Below are 14,712 nucleotides of genomic sequence, written 5' to 3'. Positions count from 1 at the left end.
GAGACCTCCAAGCCGATCGGCAAGTATGTGACTTGCCGAACAGCAAGGTTTATCCCAGCCGATCGGCTAGTAGTCGGTTTGCCGATCGACAGGGAGTGACGTACGCTCCGACGGCTCGCTGAGGAGGAAGAATGACCGCCGGCCCGGACGGGGACACCCGGACCCGACTGCTGCAGACCGCGCTGCGGCTGTTCACCGAACACGGCGTCGAGGGCACGTCGCTGCAGATGATCGCCGACGCGCTGGGGGTCACCAAGGCCGCGGTCTACTACCACTTCAAGACGAAGGCGGAGATCACCGAGGCGGTGGCCGAGCCCGGCGTCCGCGACCTGGACGAACTGGTGCTGCGCGCGGCCGCGCAGAAGCGCCGCGGCACGCAGGTGGACCTGCTGCTGGAGGGGTTCGTCGACCTGGTGATCCGGCACCGCGCGCTGGTGGCGCTGTTCTCGAGCGACCCGGGCATCGCCCGCGCGATCGAGAAGTCGGCGCACGGGGGCATGGAGGGCTTCGGCCAGGCGCTGCTGGGCATCCTGTCGGGCCCGGACCCGACGCCGTCAGCCCGGGTCAACGCCATGGTGACGCTGACGGGCATCGCGATGGCCGGCGGGTCCCCGGACCTGGCCCGGCTGGGCGACGAAGAGCTGCGCGCGGAACTGCTGGACGTGGGCCGCCGCCTGCTGGGCCGCCCCCGCCGCCGCGGCCTCGCTCCGGTGACCTAGTCGTCAGCCGACGCGGTACAGGAACGCCGGCGGCACCGCCGCCGTCAGCCACACGCCGTTCGCGCTCACCTGGAACGCGTGCCCCGCGGCGGTCATCCCCGCGGCGTCGACGCGCAGGATCACCGGCTTCCCGCGCCGGGCGCCGACGACGCGTGCGGTGTCGATCGTCGCCGAGAGGTGGACGGCGTGGCGGTTCATCGGGCGCAGCCCTTCGCGCAGGATCGCGTCGAGGAACTTCGCGACCGTCCCGTGGTAGAGCACGTCCGGCGGGACGGCGTCGGCCAGCCCGAGGTCGACGTCGACGCTGTGGCCCTGGCTGGCGCGGATGCGCGTGCCCGTTTCGTCGAAGGCGAAGCGGCGCTTGTTGTTCGTTTCGACGACTTCGTCGAGCTGCTCGCGGGTGATCTTCAGCGCGCGCAGGAGGTGCTCGACCGGCGCCCAGCCGTCCGGGCTCAGCGTGAGGCCGATGGCGGCGGGATCGTGGCGCAGGTGCAGGGACAGCCGCTTGGAGATGCGGGTCGTTTCTTTCTCGTTCATTTCCCGACCAGGATCCCGCGGCGGGCAAGCGATTTAGATGCCACCTTCGACGGCGGGACGCAGTTTGCTCGCCCCCGGCCCGAAGCGGGCCAGCTCGTCGTCGTTGTTGTAGAGCGCGCAGCTGCGCAACGACAGGCACCCGCAGCCGACGCAGCCGGTGAGCCGGTCGCGGAGGCGTTGCAGGGCGTCGATCCGGGCGTCGAGCTCGTGCTGCCAGTCGCGGGACAGGCGTGCCCAGTCGGCTTTCGTCGGGGCGTGGTCGGCGGGGAGCGACGACAGCGCCGTGCTGATGTCCTCCAGCGAAAGACCGACCCGTTGCGCGGCGCGGATGAACGCGATCCGGCGCAGCACCGAGCGCGGGTAGCGGCGCTGGTTGCCCGCCGACCGCTCCGAGCTGATCAGCCCTTTTTCCTCGTAGAACCGCAGTGCCGTGTGCGGCACCCCGCTGCGGTCCGCCACCTGTCCGATGCTGAGATGTTCAGCGAGCCTCGTCACCTGGTCAGGCTATCCTTGACTTCGAGTTTAGTCGAGGTTGCATCGTCGGGGACATGACCACCGCGACCGAACCGGGCTACGCCGACCTCCCGCGCCTGATTTCGCTGATGACCGGCGACGACAAGCACCACGCCGCCGCGGAGTCCACTGTGGAGGTCTTGTGGGTGCTCTACGACCGCGTGCTCGACATCACGCCGTCGACCAGCCGCGCGCCGGACCGCGACCGGTTCCTGCTGTCCAAGGGACACGGCCCGATGGCGTACTACGCGGTGCTGACGGTGAAAGGCTTTCTGGAGGAGGCCGAGCTGCCGACGTGGTCGAACGCGCTGTCCCGCCTGGGCCGCCACCCCGACCGGCGGCGCGTGCCGGGCGTCGAGATCTCGAGCGGTTCCCTGGGCCACGGCCTGCCGATCGCTCTCGGTACGGCGCTGGGCCTGCGAGCCCGCGGCTTGTCGTCGAAGGTGGTGACGCTGGTGGGCGACGCGGAGCTGGACGAGGGCTCGAACCACGAAGCGATCGTCGTCGCGGCGCGGTCGGGCCTGGAGAACCTGACGACGGTGGTGATCGACAACCAGTCGTCGACACACGGCTGGCCGGGCGGGATCGGGCGCCGCTTCGAGGGGGAGGGCTGGGAGACGCGCACGGTCCCGGGCCGCGACCACCAGGCGCTGTACGAGGCGTTCACGTCACCGCATCCCGGCCGGCCGCTGGCCGTGGTCGCGGTCGTCGAGCCGAAGGAGCTTTCATGAGGGAGACATTCCTGCGGACCACGGAGGAGATCCTGGACGCGGACCCGGACGTGGCGGTGGTGCTGGCGGACATTTCGGTGGCCCAGCTGGCCGGCGCCGCCCGGCGTCACCCGGATCGGGTGATCAACGTGGGGATCCGCGAGCAGCTGCTGGTGAGCGCGGGCGCCGGGCTGGCGCTGGCGGGGCTGCGGCCGATCGTGCACACGTTCCCGTCGTTCCTGGTGGAGCGGGCGTTCGAGCAGATCAAGCTGGACTTTTCGCACCAGGACGTGGGCGGGGTGCTGGTGTCGTACGGGGCTTCGTACGACATGTCCATGGCGGGCCGGACGCACCAGTCGCCCGGGGACGTGGCTCTGATCGATTCGTTGCCGGGCTGGACGGTGCACGTGCCCGGCCACGCGGCCGAGGCCCGCCGGTTGCTGCTGGAGTCGATCCCCGGGGACGGCCGGGTCTATGTGCGGCTTTCGGCGCAGGCCAACGCTTCCCCGCACCTCGGGGTCGGCTTCACCCGGCTGCGGTTCGGTTCCGCCGGTGTGGTGATCGCTGTCGGCCCGATGCTGGATCGGGTGCTCCGGGCTTGTGCCGGGTTGGACGTGACGGTGTTGTACGCGTCGACGATCCGGCCGTTCGACGCCGCCGGCCTGCGGTCGGCGGTGCTTTCGGCTTCGCCTTCGGTGGTGCTCGTGGAGCCTTACCTGGCGGGAACTTCGGCTCATTGGGTGGCCGAAGCGTTGTCGGACGTGCCGCATCGGCTGAAGTCGCTGGGCGTGCGACGGGACGCGGAGGTGCGGACTTACGGCGGGATCGCCGACCACGACCTGGCCCATGGGCTGGATGCCGGGTCGCTGGGGTTGTCGATCAGGGATTTCCTGGGGGAGTGACCGGCGGAGCCGGGTGCGGACCGCGAGTTCCGCGAGGAACTCTCATCGGAGCAACGACCGCGCAGTCGGCTCCAGCGGCTCCGAGTAGTCCGAAGGAGACCGGCTGAAGGACACCGTGAACGGCCCGTCCGTCCGCACCGGCAACGCGGGGAAGTTGTTCGGCGACGGCTCCGTCTCGAACACCGCGAACGCCGACGGTGACTCCTCCAGGGAGACGTACACCCCCGATCCCGGCGGAGGCGAAGCCAGCCCCCGCACGACCGGGCGCAGCAGCAGCACGTTGTCCGAGTCTGCCATCGTCGCGTTGGCCTCGTCCCGGAAACGGCGCCACACCGGCCCCGTGTAGAACGCCGAAAGCGCGTCGGCGCGAGCGGCAAGAGACGGGAACCCCCGCAGCCACACGAACTCGTCCGGCGACGCCGGGGTCCGGAACAGCCCGAACAGATGCGCCCCCGCGGCCTCCTGCGGCTCGACGAACTCGCGCTCGAACAACGAGATCAGCTCGTCCCGGCGACCCGGGTGCAGCGTGTAGCGGCGCAGCTCCAGCACCGTCTCATACGAAGAGAAGTCCACCGAAGCAAGCTAGCGGCCACCACCGACAAAACGGCTCAGCGGAACGCCGCGAGCCCCGTCACCGCCTGGCCGAGCGACAGCGCGTGCATCTCCTCCGTGCCCTCGTACGTCAGCACCGTCTCCAGGTTCGCCATGTGGCGCATCACCGGGTACTCCAGCGAAATCCCGTTGGCGCCCAGCATCGAGCGCGCCTCACGCGCCGCCGACAGAGCCGAGCGGACGTTCGCCATCTTGCCGAAGCTCACGTGGTTGTGGTGCAGCGTCCCCGCGTCCTTCAGCCGGCCGATCTGCAGCGCCACCAGGCCGGCGCGGTTGACCTCCACCAGCAGGTCCGCCAGCTTGCGCTGCGTCAGCTGGAACCCCGCCAGCGGCTTGCCGAACTGCGACCGCGACAGCGTGTACTCCAACGCCGCTTCGTAGCACGCGCGAGCCGCGCCCACCACGCCGAACAAGATGCCGTACCGCGCTTCGTTCAAGCACGACAGCGGCCCGCGCAGGCCCCGGACCTCGGGGAACGCCGCCGACGAGGGCAGCCGCACGCCGTCCAGCACCAGTTCCGCCGTCAGCGACGCCCGCAGCGACAGCTTGTGCTTGACCTCGTTGGCCGTGAACCCCGGCGTCGACGTCGGGACGACGAAGCCGCGGATCCCGTCGTCGGTCTGGGCCCAGACCACCGCCACGTCCGCGACCGTTCCGTTGGTGATCCACATCTTCGTGCCCGACAGCACCCAGTCCGACCCGTCGCGCACCGCCCGCGTCCGCATCGAGCCCGGGTCGCTGCCCGCGTCCGGCTCGGTCAGCCCGAAGCACCCCAGCGCGTCGCCCGTGGCCATCCGCGGCAGCCACTCCTGCCGCTGCTCCTCGCTGCCCCACTTGTGGATCGCGTACATCGCCAGCGACCCCTGCACCGACACGAAGCTGCGCAACCCCGAGTCGACGGCTTCGAGCTCACGGCACGCGATGCCGTACGCGACCGCGCTCGTGCCGGCGCAGCCGTAGCCCTCCAGGTGCATGCCCAGCAGTCCGAGCGAGCCGAAGCCCTTGGCGAGCTCGGCGGCCGGCAGGGAGCCGGTCTCGTACCAGTCCGCGACCCGGTCGAGCAGGTGGTCCTTCGCGTACGCGCGGACGGCGTCGCGGATCGCGCGCTCCTCTTCGGCGAGCCCGGCGTCGAGGTCGAGGAAGTCGTGCGGGTCAGGGGTGCGGCTGCTCATGAGGGCTCCCGGGGGACGCGTCGATGCGGCTCCCGCAGGAAACCACAGTCAGGCGTCTGTCCTCCGCGTGGCGTTCGTCACGCGGACGGCAGACGCGGACGGCGTGCACCGCGGCCGGACCTGCTGGCGGGGGATCAGCAGCTCGCTGAACTGCGGAAACGGCACGCTCTCGATGTCGTCACGCCAGGCGTGCAGCATCTGGGACAGCAGATCGTCCTCGGCCATCTTCGCCTCCCTGGCGTCCGGTCGCGCGGGCTGAGCCCACACGATCGGGTGACTTGATACCCAGCGAGCGGGACGCCGAAACGTCCTTCTCCAAGATTCTTCCGGCGGGCGATCGCCCCGTGGCAGAATCGCGTCGCCGCCGCCACCGCCTCAACTCCCGAGGAGCGCACATGCGCGCGGCCAGTCTGCTCGCCCTCACCACCGCCGCCCTGCTCACCGCCACCGGCGTCGCCTCCGCGCACGAGGCCCGCTGGCGCCAGGCCGGCCACACGACCGCCGAGAACCGGATCAGCGGCGAGGGCCTCACCACGCTGCGCCTGCCCGGTCACGCCCCCGAAATCGTCTACCGCAACGGCGCCACCATCCCGCAGCCGCTCAAGGACGAGGGCTGGGGCCACGTCGGCGACCCGGATTCGCTGCGCGGCTACGTCTTCGACGTCTACCAGGACACCGTCACGCCGACGCCGACGAAGAAGATGTACCTGGTCACCCGGCCCGACGGCACGACGACGGAGTTCGTCCACCCGCTGCTGCCCGACGAGCCCGCCGCGAACGCCAACGCCCAGGTCGCCGCCACCCCCGACGGCCAGTGGCTCGTCTCCGGCCCGCTCGGCGAGATCGACCGCCTCTACGTCTCCCCGACGCCGTTCCTCAACCCCGGCGGCCCGAAGACCGCCGGCGACCTCCCGGTCGCCGCCCGCATCCACCTCGACCACCACGTCCGCAGCGCCCAGGGCTGCGACTTCGTCGGCCCGACCCGCCTGATCTGCGCGACGAGCGACCCGTACAACGACCTCTACCCGACCAACCTGCAGCTCCTGCAGATCGATCTCCCGCGGCCGCTGAACGGCCACGACGTCACCGCGAAGGTGCGGGAGATCGGCCAGGTCCCGCTGGTCAGCACCTGCACCGGCACCTTCACCCCGGAAGGCGTCGACTACGACGCCGGCGTGCTGCGCGTCGAGGTCGTGCCGCCGTCGCCGTGCAACACCGTGACGGACGTCTATTCGTTCGAGCGCCGCTGAGCCCTCCGGCTACGCTGGGTGGCATGTCTCGTGTGGTGATCCTCGACTACGGTTCCGGCAACCTCCGCTCCGCCGAACGCGCCGTGGCGCGCGCCGGGGCCGACGTCGAGGTCACCGCCGACCCGCATGCCGCGATCGAGGCCGACGGCCTGGTCGTGCCCGGCGTCGGCGCCTACTCGGCGTGCATGGCCGGGCTGCTGGACGTCAAGGGCCACCGGATCATCGGCAAGCGCCTCGCCGGCGGCCGTCCCGTGCTCGGCATCTGCGTCGGCATGCAGATCCTCTTCTCCCGCGGCGTCGAGCACGGCGAGGAGACCGAGGGCACGGGCGAGTGGCCGGGGGTCGTCGACCGGCTCGACGCCGACGTCCTGCCGCACATGGGCTGGAACACCGTGCGCGCGCCCGCGGGCTCGCAGCTGTTCGCCGGCCTCGACCCGGACGAGCGGTTCTACTTCGTGCACTCCTACGCCGCCCGCAAGTGGGAGCTGGAATCGGGCATCGGCCAGGAGCCGAAGGTCACCTGGGCCCACCACGGCGAGGACTTCGTGGCGGCGGTCGAGAACGGGCCGCTCTGGGCCACCCAGTTCCACCCCGAGAAGTCCGGCGACGCCGGCGCGAAGCTGCTGCGCAACTGGCTCGCGACCCTCTGACCGGGTGACCCGGGTCTCCGCCCTAGAGTTACCGGCGTGACTTTCACGCTGCTTCCCGCCGTTGATGTGGCCGATGGCCAGGCCGTGCGACTCGTCCAGGGCGAGGCCGGCACCGAGACCTCCTATGGCAGCCCGCTGGAAGCGGCGCTCGCCTGGCAGCGCGACGGCGCCGAGTGGATCCACCTGGTCGACCTCGACGCCGCCTTCGGCAAGGGCAGCAACCGCGAACTGCTCGCCGACGTCGTCGGCCGGCTCGACGTGCAGGTGGAGCTCTCCGGCGGCATCCGCGACGACGCGTCGCTGAAGGCCGCGCTGGCCACCGGCGCCCGCCGCGTCAACCTCGGCACCGCCGCGCTCGAGGACCCGGAGTGGACCGCGCGGGTGATCGGCGAGTACGGCGACCGCGTGGCGATCGGCCTGGACGTGCGGATCACCGAGGCGGGCCACCGCCTGTCGGCCCGCGGCTGGACCTCCGACGGCGGCGACCTGTGGGAGGTCCTGGAGCGCCTGGACCGCGACGGCGCGTCCCGCTACGTCGTGACGGACGTGAGCAAGGACGGCACCCTGCGCGGCCCGAACCTCGAGCTGCTGCGCGACGTCGTGGCGCGCACGGACGCGCCGGTGATCGCCTCGGGCGGGGTGTCCAGTGTGGACGACCTCGTCGCGCTGGCCGGGCTGGCTTCGGACGGGGTCGAGGGGTCGATCGTGGGCAAGGCGCTGTACGCCGGGGCCTTCACGCTGCCCGAGGCGCTGGCGGCGGTCGCGAAGGTCTGACGAGCATTACCTCCGGCGTAATCGACGCCGGGCCCCGAAGCGCGTCACGATCTCTCCATGACCGCTTACGGACTCGCTCACCTGCGCCCGCCCGCCACGCTCCACGAAGAGGTTTTCCAGTACCTCGAACGCATCCAGGCGACGCTCGACCCCTACGGCGGCAAGTTCGTCGTGCACGGCTCGCCCGTCGAGGTCATGGAAGGGGAGTGGCCCGGCACGCTCGTCGTCATCGAGTTCCCGGATCTCGACGCCGCCCACGAGTGGTACGGCTCGGCCGCCTACCAGGAGATCCTGCGCCTGCGGGCCGACCACATCCCCGGCGACCTGGTGCTCGTCGAAGGCTGCGGCCCGGATCACGACTCGGCCGCGCTGGGGGCCGCGCTGCGGGCACTCGCCTGATAAGGGGCTGACAGCCGGCCTGCGGGCGCCGTAGGTTGCCGCGGGTGGAAGAGATCGTCACCGAGCTCGAAATGACCGCCGCCGACCAGCTCAACCCCGCGCCGGTCGTCGACGGCGTCACGCTGCGAGCCACCGATCCCGGCCCGGTGATCCGGGACCTGCACGTCCGGATCGGGACGCCCCACCGGTGGCCGAGCGCGACCAGGAGCGACGAAGACTGGGAACGCTGGCTCGCCGAACCGGGCCGTCGCTACCGGCTCGTCGACTACCGCGGCGAGGTGGCGGGCGCCGCCGACTTCGAGCCGCAAGGTGGCGGAGACGTCGAGATCACCACTTTCGGCCTGCTGCCCGAGTTCGTCGGCAAGGGGCTGGGCGGGTATGCGCTCACCCTCGTCGTCGCCGACGCGTGGGCACTGCCCGGCACGAAAAGAGTCTGGCTGCACACCTCGACGCTCGACCACCCGAACGCGCTGCCGAACTACCTGCGCCGCGGGTTCCGCAGCTTCAGCCGTCCAGCTTGACCGCGATCCCGACCGTCCGGTCGGCCGGGCCGCGCAGCTTCGAGAAGAACATCGTGACCCGCCCGACGAGGCCGTACTTGCGGGCGATCGCCTTCCGGACCCGCTCGGTCTCCGCCAGGTCCAGCAGCCGGGCCTGCCCGGTGGCGACGGCGCCGTGCGTCTTCTGCCCGCGCAGGTCGCACGCCTGGACCTCGACGCGTCCGCTGTTGCGGATGCGCTTCACCTTCCCCGCCTTGCGCTCCGACCAGAACACGAGCTCGCCCGCGTCACCCGCCAGCCAGATCGGGGTCGGGACCGCGCGCCCGTCACGGCGGAACGTGGTCAGCAGGACGTAGCGCTCGGCGGCGAGCCGGTCCGTTTCGGAGGCCATGGCACCACGGTAGTCACGGCGTCCGGCGCCGCAGCGTCGCCGCGCCGAGCACCAGCGCCAGCAGCGCGCAGCACGCCACCACCACGAGGTTGCGCAGGATGACCGCGTCCACCGTCGACGACGCCGTGACGCGCGTGAGCGCCTCGACCGCGTACGAAAGCGGCATGACGTCCGAGAGCCACCGCAGCAGCCACCCCATGTCGCCGCGCGGCACGAACAGCCCGCACAGCAGGATCTGCGGCAGCACGAACACCGGCATGAACTGGATGGCCTGGAACTCGGTGCGCGCGAACGCGCTGACGAACAGCCCGAGCGCCATGCCCAGCAGCGCGTCCAGGACGGCGATCACCAGCAGCATCCCGACCGACCCGGCGAGGTCGAGCCCGAGCCACCACAGCGACACCCCGGCCGCCAGCGAAACCTGGACGACGGCGATCGCGCCGAACGCCAGCGCGTAGCCGAAGAGCAGGTCGAGCCGGGCGATCGGCAGCGTCATCAGGCGTTCGAGGGTGGCCGTCGTCCGCTCCCGCAACGTCGTGATCGACGCGATGAGGAACATGATCAGGAACGGGAACACGCCGAGCAGCGCGGGTGCGACGTGGCTGAACACCAGCGTCGAGTTGAAGACGTACCGCAGCAGGACCATCAGCAGGGTCGGCACGAGGACCAGCATCACGACGGTGCGCGGGTCGTGCCGCAGCTGCGTCAAGATGCGCCGCGTGGTCGCGAGCGTCAGCGCGGGGTTCACGAGGCGGCCCTCACCAGGTGCAGGAAGGCGCCTTCGAGGTCGGCGGCGCCGGTGCGCTCGCGCAGGGCGAGCGGCGCGTCGTCGGCCAGGAGAGTGCCTTCGCGCATGAGCAGGAGGCGGTCGCACCGCGCGGCTTCGTCCATCACGTGGCTGGACACCAGCAGCGTGGCGCCGCCCTCGGCGAGCCGGCGGAACAGGGCCCAGAGCTCGTCGCGCAGCAGCGGGTCCAGCCCGACGGTCGGCTCGTCGAGCACCAGCAGCTCCGGCGTGCCGAGCAGCGCGACGGCGAGGTTCGCCCGGCTGTGCTGGCCGCCGGAGAGCGACCCGACGAGCTTCCCGGCGTGGTCGCCGAGCCCCACTTCGCCGATGACCCGGTCCACATCGGACGCCGGCGCGCGCAGCACCGCGGCGAAGTACCGCAGGGCCTCCCGCACGGTCAGGTCGGCGTAGATCGCCGGGTTCTGCGTCGCGTAGCCGATCCGCCGCCGCAGCGGCGAGCTGCCGGCGGGCAGGCCGAGCACGGTGACTGTGCCGCCTTCGACGATCTGGACGCCGACGATCGCCCGCATCAGCGTCGTCTTGCCGCAGCCGCTCGGGCCGAGCAGTCCGGTGACGGTGCCGCGCGGCACCGAGAAGCCCACGTCCCGCACCACGAGCCGGCCACCGCGCCGGACCCGCAGGCCGGTGACCTCGAGCGCCCAATTAGCCATGTGTTTAATTCTGCGCGCGGTGAGTTTCCGCAGTCAAGGGGGCAGGCGGCGCAACGCGATGAGGCATGACGGCAGAAGCGCGCCAACCCCCGGTCTTGCGACGATTTACGGGTCGGGCTGTGCGCCCGCTTACTGGAGGGAACGTCGATGGCTGTCAAGCAGGAAGTCCCCGTCCACCCCCAAGCAGGCTTCTTCGGCGAAGGGCCGTACCCGGCTCGCCGCGCCGCGATCGCCGTCGTCGCGGTCCTGGCCGGGTTCGGCCTGACCGCGATCTGGTCGGCGCCCTTCGTGGACTCCGTGATCGGCGACAGCGTCGCCAACGGGCTCCTCGGCTACGACGCGAAAGCGACGCCGATCAGCGGCGCTCTCGCCGGCACGCTGTTCGCGTTCGTCTCCGGGCTCGCCGGTTCGTTCACCGCCTGCAACATCGCCGCGTTCGGGGCGGTCGCGCCGCTGGTCGGCGGGCAGGCGGGGGAGAAGCGCAGCCCGTTCAAGCCGCTCGGCTGGATCGCCGCGGGCATGCTCACGGTCTCGATCGCCTACGGCGTGATCGTCGCGCTGGTCGGCACCGGCATGCCGCAGTTCTCCACCGCGCAGACGAGCGGGCTGAGCCCGCGCAGCATCCAGTCCATGGTCGCCTTCGGGATCGTCGGGCTCGTGTTCCTGCTGATGGGCCTGGTCGCGCTCGGCATCGTCGGCAACCCCTTCGCGGCGTTCACCCGGCGGCACCCGGCGGCGCCGCACGTCCTGATGGGCGCGCTCATCGGCGGCTTCCTCATCGGGCGGCCGTACCCGCTGTTCCGGATCATGTTCCGCAGCGCCGCCGAGCAGCACAACGTCTTCTACGGCGCCGCCGCGTTCGCCCTGCAGTCGCTCGGCAACATCGTGATCATGGCCGTCCTGTTCCTGATCCTGACCTACGCCACGCGAGGGCGGCTGCAGCGCTGGTTCGCCGCGAAACCGTCCCGGATCGCCGCGGTGACCGGTGCCGCCCTGCTCGTCGGCGGCACGTTCACGCTGCTGTACTGGGACGTCCGCGTGCTCGGCAGGCTGGGGATCATCTGGTTCCCGATGGTCAGCTGGTAGCGCGGCCGAGCCACCGGTAGTCGGGCGCGGGGTCGAGCTGGACGCCGTTCGCGACGGCGATCAGCTCGGCCTCCGGCCGCGCGCCCGACACCGTCAGCCAGCGCCCGGACGGCAGCCGGACGGCGACCGTGTCCCCCGAGAAGAAACCCGGGCCGCCGCGGACGGTGACGGGCGCGGCGCCGGCCACGCCGGGGGAGTTCGCGCTCGCCACGACCCGGACCGCGGGCACCGACGGGCGGGCCGGGTCGGCGGCGGTCAGCTCGGTGCTCGCGTCGGCCGGGCCGGTGCCCTTGACCGCGGCCGAGCGCTCGGTCAGCCCCGCCGGGAGCGGGCCGAAGCGGAGCTCACCGCGCACGCCGACCGGCGTGGCGGTGACCCCCTGGGCGATCGACAGAGCCACCGCGCGGGCGTCCGGGACCCCGGCGACCCGCGCGGTCAGGACGTGGTCGTCGTCGGCGAGCCAGGTGATCAGCGCGGCCGTCCCGGTGTCGCCGGTGACCATCGCGACGCGGCCGCGCACCAGGACCTGGTCGCGGATCGACGCGATCCGCAGCTGGGTCTGCGACCACTCCGGGTCGGCGGTCGAGTAGACCGACAGCGTGATCTCCGCGGGGCCGGCGAACCACCGCCGGACCTGCGGCGTGGTGCCCGGGCCGCCTTCGCGGTACTGCTCGGTGAAGCCGTCCGGCAGCCGGCCGGGGCTGTAGCCGAGCATCGGGCGGCTCGCGGCCGGTTCGAGGTCCGGGCCGGTGAGCGCCCGCGTGCCCACGAAGACCCCGGCGACCAGCACGACCACCGCCGCGGCGACCAGGGCCAGCTTCGTCGCCGGACGCCGCGGCCGCCCGGCGCGGGCCAGCGCGTCCCGCACCGCCCGGCCGTCCGGGGCGCGGGTGGCGAGGCGCTCGAGGCTGTCCCGGATGAGCGTTTCCGTCTCGTGCTCGCTGCGGGTCATCCGTGGTCTCCGGTGGTGAGGACGTCGGCGCGCGGGGTGGCCCGCAAGGTGGTGAGGGCGCGGGAGATCTGGCTGCGCACGGTGGAGGTCCCGCAGCGCAGGACGGCGGCGATCTCGGTGTCGGAGTAGTTCTCGTAGTAGCGCAGGACGATCGCCGCGCGCTGCTTGCGGGGCAGCGTGGCGAGCAGGCCGAGCATCGCGTCCCGCTCGTCGTAGGCGGCCGAGTGGTCGGCCGACGGCGGGCCGAGCGCGTCGAGGACGTCGTGGCTGCTCGGCACCATCCGCCGCACCGCCCGCCGTCGCCACGACAGGTACTCGTTGGTGACCATCCGGCGCACGTAGGACGGCGGGGCGGCGATGCCGTCCCACCGCTGCTGGGCGCGCAGCAGCACGTCCTGGACGATGTCCTGCGCGAGGTGCGGGTCGTTCGTCAGGACGGTGGCGTAGCGCAGCAGCCCGTCCAGCCGCTCCGCCACGAACTCTTCGAAACCCACCCCCTGGGGACGCGTGAGGAGGCCGGACCGCTGCACGCGGGCGCTGTGGCCGCGGTCACACTCAGCAGTTCGGGGTCACGCCGTCGAAGGAGGCGCAGTCGTCCTGGTTCCACGGCTCGTTCTGCCACTGCGCCGGGGTCAGGCTGCGGGAGTTGTCGCCGGCCACGAACGTCCACGGGCCGAAGTAGTCGTTGCTGTACCAGTAGTTGTCCTGGTCGTGAGTGATCGCGTCCTGCACGAGCGTTCCCCGGTACGGCGACCACGCCGGGTACGTGCCGTAGTTGGACAGCACCGCCATCCGGCCGCACAGGCCGTTGCACCCCGGCCGGGCCGGGTCGAAGCGGAACGTGTTCGAGTGGATCTCGACCCGCTGCGTCTTCCAGCGGCAGTCGCCGTACAGCGGGTCGTCGTCGATGCCCGGCGCCGCGCACAGGGTCCGGTCGGCGACCAGCTTGGTGCAGCTCGCGGTGGACGTGTTGGCCGGGCTGTTGCAGAAGCGGTCGGCGTTCTCCCACAGCGTGATGGCCGACCAGTTGTCCTCGAACGTGTTGCCGTAGACGTCCAGGACGTCGGTGCGGGCCGGGACGCGCGGCTCGCCCCCGGATTCCGAGATGTACACCGCGGCGGACGGGAAGTTGTCGCCGCGCGCCGCGCGCCTGCTGCCGGCGACCACGTTGTTGCGGCGGATGGCGTTGTGGCGGATGACGGCGTTGTAGCTGATCTCGTAGAAGATCGCCTCGGCGTCATTGTCCTCGATGACGTTGTCCTCGATCAGGAAATCGTTGTCGTTCGTGTCCGCCCACAGGCCGGCGCCGTGGTTGTGGTGGATCCAGTTGCCGCGCACGTCGGCCCCGTCGACCGCCCAGAATTTGATTCCGCCGCTGCACCCGCAGCCGGGGCTGCGCGTTTCCCAGTCGTCGACGTTGTTGCCGGCGATTTCGTTGCCCTCGACGACCAGGCCGGTGATCGCGTTGTCGGGGCGGTAGGCGTTCATGCCGTACTGCCCGTTGTCGCGCAGGCAGTTGCCGCGCACTTCCTGGCGGACGCCGGCCATCAGCGCGGCGCCGCGGTTGTTCTGGATGGTGCTGTTCTCGATCACCCAGTGCGCGCCGGAGTCGTGGTTGACCACGCCCTGGTCCTGCGGGGCGACGAAGTTCTGGATGGTGAGGCCGCGGATCACGACGTCCTTGGCCTGCTGGGTGAAAGCGGCGCGGTTGACCGAACGGCCGTCGAGCACGGCGCCGGGTGCGCCGAGGTAGACGTCGCCGTCCTTCGGGATGACCTGGCCGAACTGGTCGGGGGCCAGCAGGTGCGTGCCCGGCGGCAGCCAGAAGGTCGTCCCCGGCGGCGCGGACTGCGTTTTCACCGACAGGTCGCCCTCGACGGCCGGGTCGACGACCACGGCGCCGGCCGGTGCCTGCGGGTTCAGGGCCGGCTGGTGGTCGCACACCGCGGCGGTGGCCGCCGGTGTGGCGGCGGGTGCGGCGGCCGGGAAAAGCGGGGTGGCGGAAGTGGCCAGGAGCAGGACGGCGAGCGCGGAATGAAGGCGCGGCATGCCGTGCAACCTACGCGAGATCGATGGCGGGAATACCG

Annotated in this window: 20 protein-coding genes; 9 read left to right on the top strand and 11 right to left on the bottom strand. The window is 71.6% G+C overall.

Annotated elements, in window-relative coordinates; all coding sequences use genetic code 11:
* Positions 1–131: 131 nt before the first annotated feature.
* Positions 132–719 carry a TetR/AcrR family transcriptional regulator gene (locus ACWEVP_RS23180; RefSeq protein WP_452064635.1) on the top strand — a complete coding sequence of 196 codons (588 nt, stop codon included), beginning with the start codon at positions 132–134 and terminating at the stop codon, positions 717–719.
* 3 nt (positions 720–722) lie between these two features.
* On the opposite strand, the gene ACWEVP_RS23175 is transcribed toward ACWEVP_RS23180, so the two are convergent.
* Positions 723–1,256 carry an RNA 2'-phosphotransferase gene (locus tag ACWEVP_RS23175; protein ID WP_452064634.1) on the bottom strand — a complete coding sequence of 178 codons (534 nt, stop codon included), beginning with the start codon at positions 1,254–1,256 and terminating at the stop codon, positions 723–725.
* Positions 1,257–1,289: 33 nt separating this feature from the next.
* Positions 1,290–1,751: a redox-sensitive transcriptional activator SoxR gene (soxR, locus tag ACWEVP_RS23170; RefSeq protein WP_452064633.1), complete on the bottom strand. Its 462-nt coding sequence runs from the start codon at positions 1,749–1,751 to the stop codon at positions 1,290–1,292.
* A gap of 53 nt (positions 1,752–1,804) precedes the next feature.
* Between soxR and ACWEVP_RS23165 the strand changes: the two genes are divergently transcribed.
* Both ACWEVP_RS23165 and ACWEVP_RS23160 read left to right on the top strand, forming a co-directional pair.
* Complete coding sequence (locus ACWEVP_RS23165) at positions 1,805–2,500, top strand: thiamine pyrophosphate-dependent enzyme (protein WP_452064632.1); 696 nt, start codon at positions 1,805–1,807, stop codon at positions 2,498–2,500.
* Positions 2,497–3,381 (top strand): transketolase family protein, encoded by an 885-nt coding sequence (locus ACWEVP_RS23160; RefSeq protein ID WP_452064631.1) that lies wholly within the window; start codon positions 2,497–2,499, stop codon positions 3,379–3,381. The genes ACWEVP_RS23165 and ACWEVP_RS23160 overlap by 4 nt, the downstream gene beginning before the upstream one ends.
* 42 nt (positions 3,382–3,423) lie before the next feature.
* Here ACWEVP_RS23160 and ACWEVP_RS23155 read toward each other — a convergent pair whose 3' ends face one another.
* Genes ACWEVP_RS23155 through ACWEVP_RS23145 form a run of 3 tightly spaced genes read right to left on the bottom strand, consistent with a single transcriptional unit; the run spans position 3,424 to position 5,390 of the window.
* Positions 3,424–3,954: an NIPSNAP family protein gene (locus tag ACWEVP_RS23155; protein WP_452064630.1), complete on the bottom strand. Its 531-nt coding sequence runs from the start codon at positions 3,952–3,954 to the stop codon at positions 3,424–3,426.
* 35 nt (positions 3,955–3,989) lie between these two features.
* Positions 3,990–5,165, bottom strand: a complete 1,176-nt coding sequence (locus ACWEVP_RS23150) for an acyl-CoA dehydrogenase family protein (protein WP_452064629.1) — start codon at positions 5,163–5,165, stop codon at positions 3,990–3,992.
* A gap of 48 nt (positions 5,166–5,213) precedes the next feature.
* Entirely contained in the window at positions 5,214–5,390 is a 177-nt protein-coding gene (locus ACWEVP_RS23145; protein WP_372668814.1) for a hypothetical protein, read from the bottom strand.
* A gap of 170 nt (positions 5,391–5,560) precedes the next feature.
* On the opposite strand from ACWEVP_RS23145, the gene ACWEVP_RS23140 reads away from it, so the two are divergent.
* The 5 genes from ACWEVP_RS23140 to ACWEVP_RS23120 are packed head-to-tail and all read left to right on the top strand — an operon-like array spanning position 5,561 to position 8,759.
* Positions 5,561–6,415 carry a hypothetical protein gene (locus tag ACWEVP_RS23140; protein ID WP_452064628.1) on the top strand — a complete coding sequence of 285 codons (855 nt, stop codon included), beginning with the start codon at positions 5,561–5,563 and terminating at the stop codon, positions 6,413–6,415.
* A gap of 32 nt (positions 6,416–6,447) precedes the next feature.
* On the top strand, positions 6,448–7,065 hold the full coding sequence (gene hisH, locus ACWEVP_RS23135; protein WP_452064695.1) for an imidazole glycerol phosphate synthase subunit HisH: 618 nt from the start codon (positions 6,448–6,450) through the stop codon (positions 7,063–7,065).
* Between the two features lie 36 nt (positions 7,066–7,101).
* Positions 7,102–7,839, top strand: coding sequence for a bifunctional 1-(5-phosphoribosyl)-5-((5-phosphoribosylamino)methylideneamino)imidazole-4-carboxamide isomerase/phosphoribosylanthranilate isomerase PriA (gene priA, locus ACWEVP_RS23130; protein WP_364445586.1), 738 nt, complete (start codon positions 7,102–7,104; stop codon positions 7,837–7,839).
* Positions 7,840–7,896: 57 nt separating this feature from the next.
* Complete coding sequence (locus tag ACWEVP_RS23125; protein WP_452064627.1) at positions 7,897–8,238, top strand: DUF1330 domain-containing protein; 342 nt, start codon at positions 7,897–7,899, stop codon at positions 8,236–8,238.
* 44 nt (positions 8,239–8,282) lie between these two features.
* A complete protein-coding gene (locus ACWEVP_RS23120) occupies positions 8,283–8,759 on the top strand; it encodes a GNAT family N-acetyltransferase (protein ID WP_452064626.1) in 477 nt (158 codons plus the stop codon).
* On the opposite strand, the gene ACWEVP_RS23115 is transcribed toward ACWEVP_RS23120, so the two are convergent.
* The 3 genes from ACWEVP_RS23115 to ACWEVP_RS23105 are packed head-to-tail and all read right to left on the bottom strand — an operon-like array spanning position 8,743 to position 10,587.
* Complete coding sequence (locus ACWEVP_RS23115; protein WP_452064625.1) at positions 8,743–9,129, bottom strand: PPOX class F420-dependent oxidoreductase; 387 nt, start codon at positions 9,127–9,129, stop codon at positions 8,743–8,745. The two genes, ACWEVP_RS23120 and ACWEVP_RS23115, sit on opposite strands and share 17 nt — an antisense overlap.
* A gap of 13 nt (positions 9,130–9,142) precedes the next feature.
* Positions 9,143–9,877 (bottom strand): ABC transporter permease, encoded by a 735-nt coding sequence (locus ACWEVP_RS23110; RefSeq protein WP_452064624.1) that lies wholly within the window; start codon positions 9,875–9,877, stop codon positions 9,143–9,145.
* Positions 9,874–10,587 (bottom strand): ABC transporter ATP-binding protein, encoded by a 714-nt coding sequence (locus ACWEVP_RS23105; RefSeq protein WP_452064623.1) that lies wholly within the window; start codon positions 10,585–10,587, stop codon positions 9,874–9,876. Before ACWEVP_RS23105 ends, ACWEVP_RS23110 begins: the two co-directional genes overlap by 4 nt.
* A 147-nt stretch (positions 10,588–10,734) precedes the next feature.
* Between ACWEVP_RS23105 and ACWEVP_RS23100 the strand changes: the two genes are divergently transcribed.
* Complete coding sequence (locus ACWEVP_RS23100) at positions 10,735–11,673, top strand: hypothetical protein (RefSeq protein ID WP_452064622.1); 939 nt, start codon at positions 10,735–10,737, stop codon at positions 11,671–11,673.
* Here ACWEVP_RS23100 and ACWEVP_RS23095 read toward each other — a convergent pair.
* The 3 genes from ACWEVP_RS23095 to ACWEVP_RS23085 form a co-directional block, all read right to left on the bottom strand.
* Complete coding sequence (locus ACWEVP_RS23095; protein ID WP_452064621.1) at positions 11,663–12,625, bottom strand: hypothetical protein; 963 nt, start codon at positions 12,623–12,625, stop codon at positions 11,663–11,665. The two genes, ACWEVP_RS23100 and ACWEVP_RS23095, sit on opposite strands and share 11 nt — an antisense overlap.
* Positions 12,622–13,119 carry a SigE family RNA polymerase sigma factor gene (locus tag ACWEVP_RS23090; protein WP_452064620.1) on the bottom strand — a complete coding sequence of 166 codons (498 nt, stop codon included), beginning with the start codon at positions 13,117–13,119 and terminating at the stop codon, positions 12,622–12,624. The genes ACWEVP_RS23095 and ACWEVP_RS23090 overlap by 4 nt, the downstream gene beginning before the upstream one ends.
* A gap of 61 nt (positions 13,120–13,180) precedes the next feature.
* On the bottom strand, positions 13,181–14,674 hold the full coding sequence (locus ACWEVP_RS23085) for a right-handed parallel beta-helix repeat-containing protein (RefSeq protein ID WP_452064619.1): 1,494 nt from the start codon (positions 14,672–14,674) through the stop codon (positions 13,181–13,183).
* Between the last annotated feature and the right edge of the window lie 38 nt (positions 14,675–14,712).

This window comes from Amycolatopsis sp. NPDC003865 (assembly GCF_053605345.1).
The sequence above is the reverse complement of the archived record's forward strand: the minus strand, read 5'-3'. Positions and strand labels throughout refer to the sequence as shown.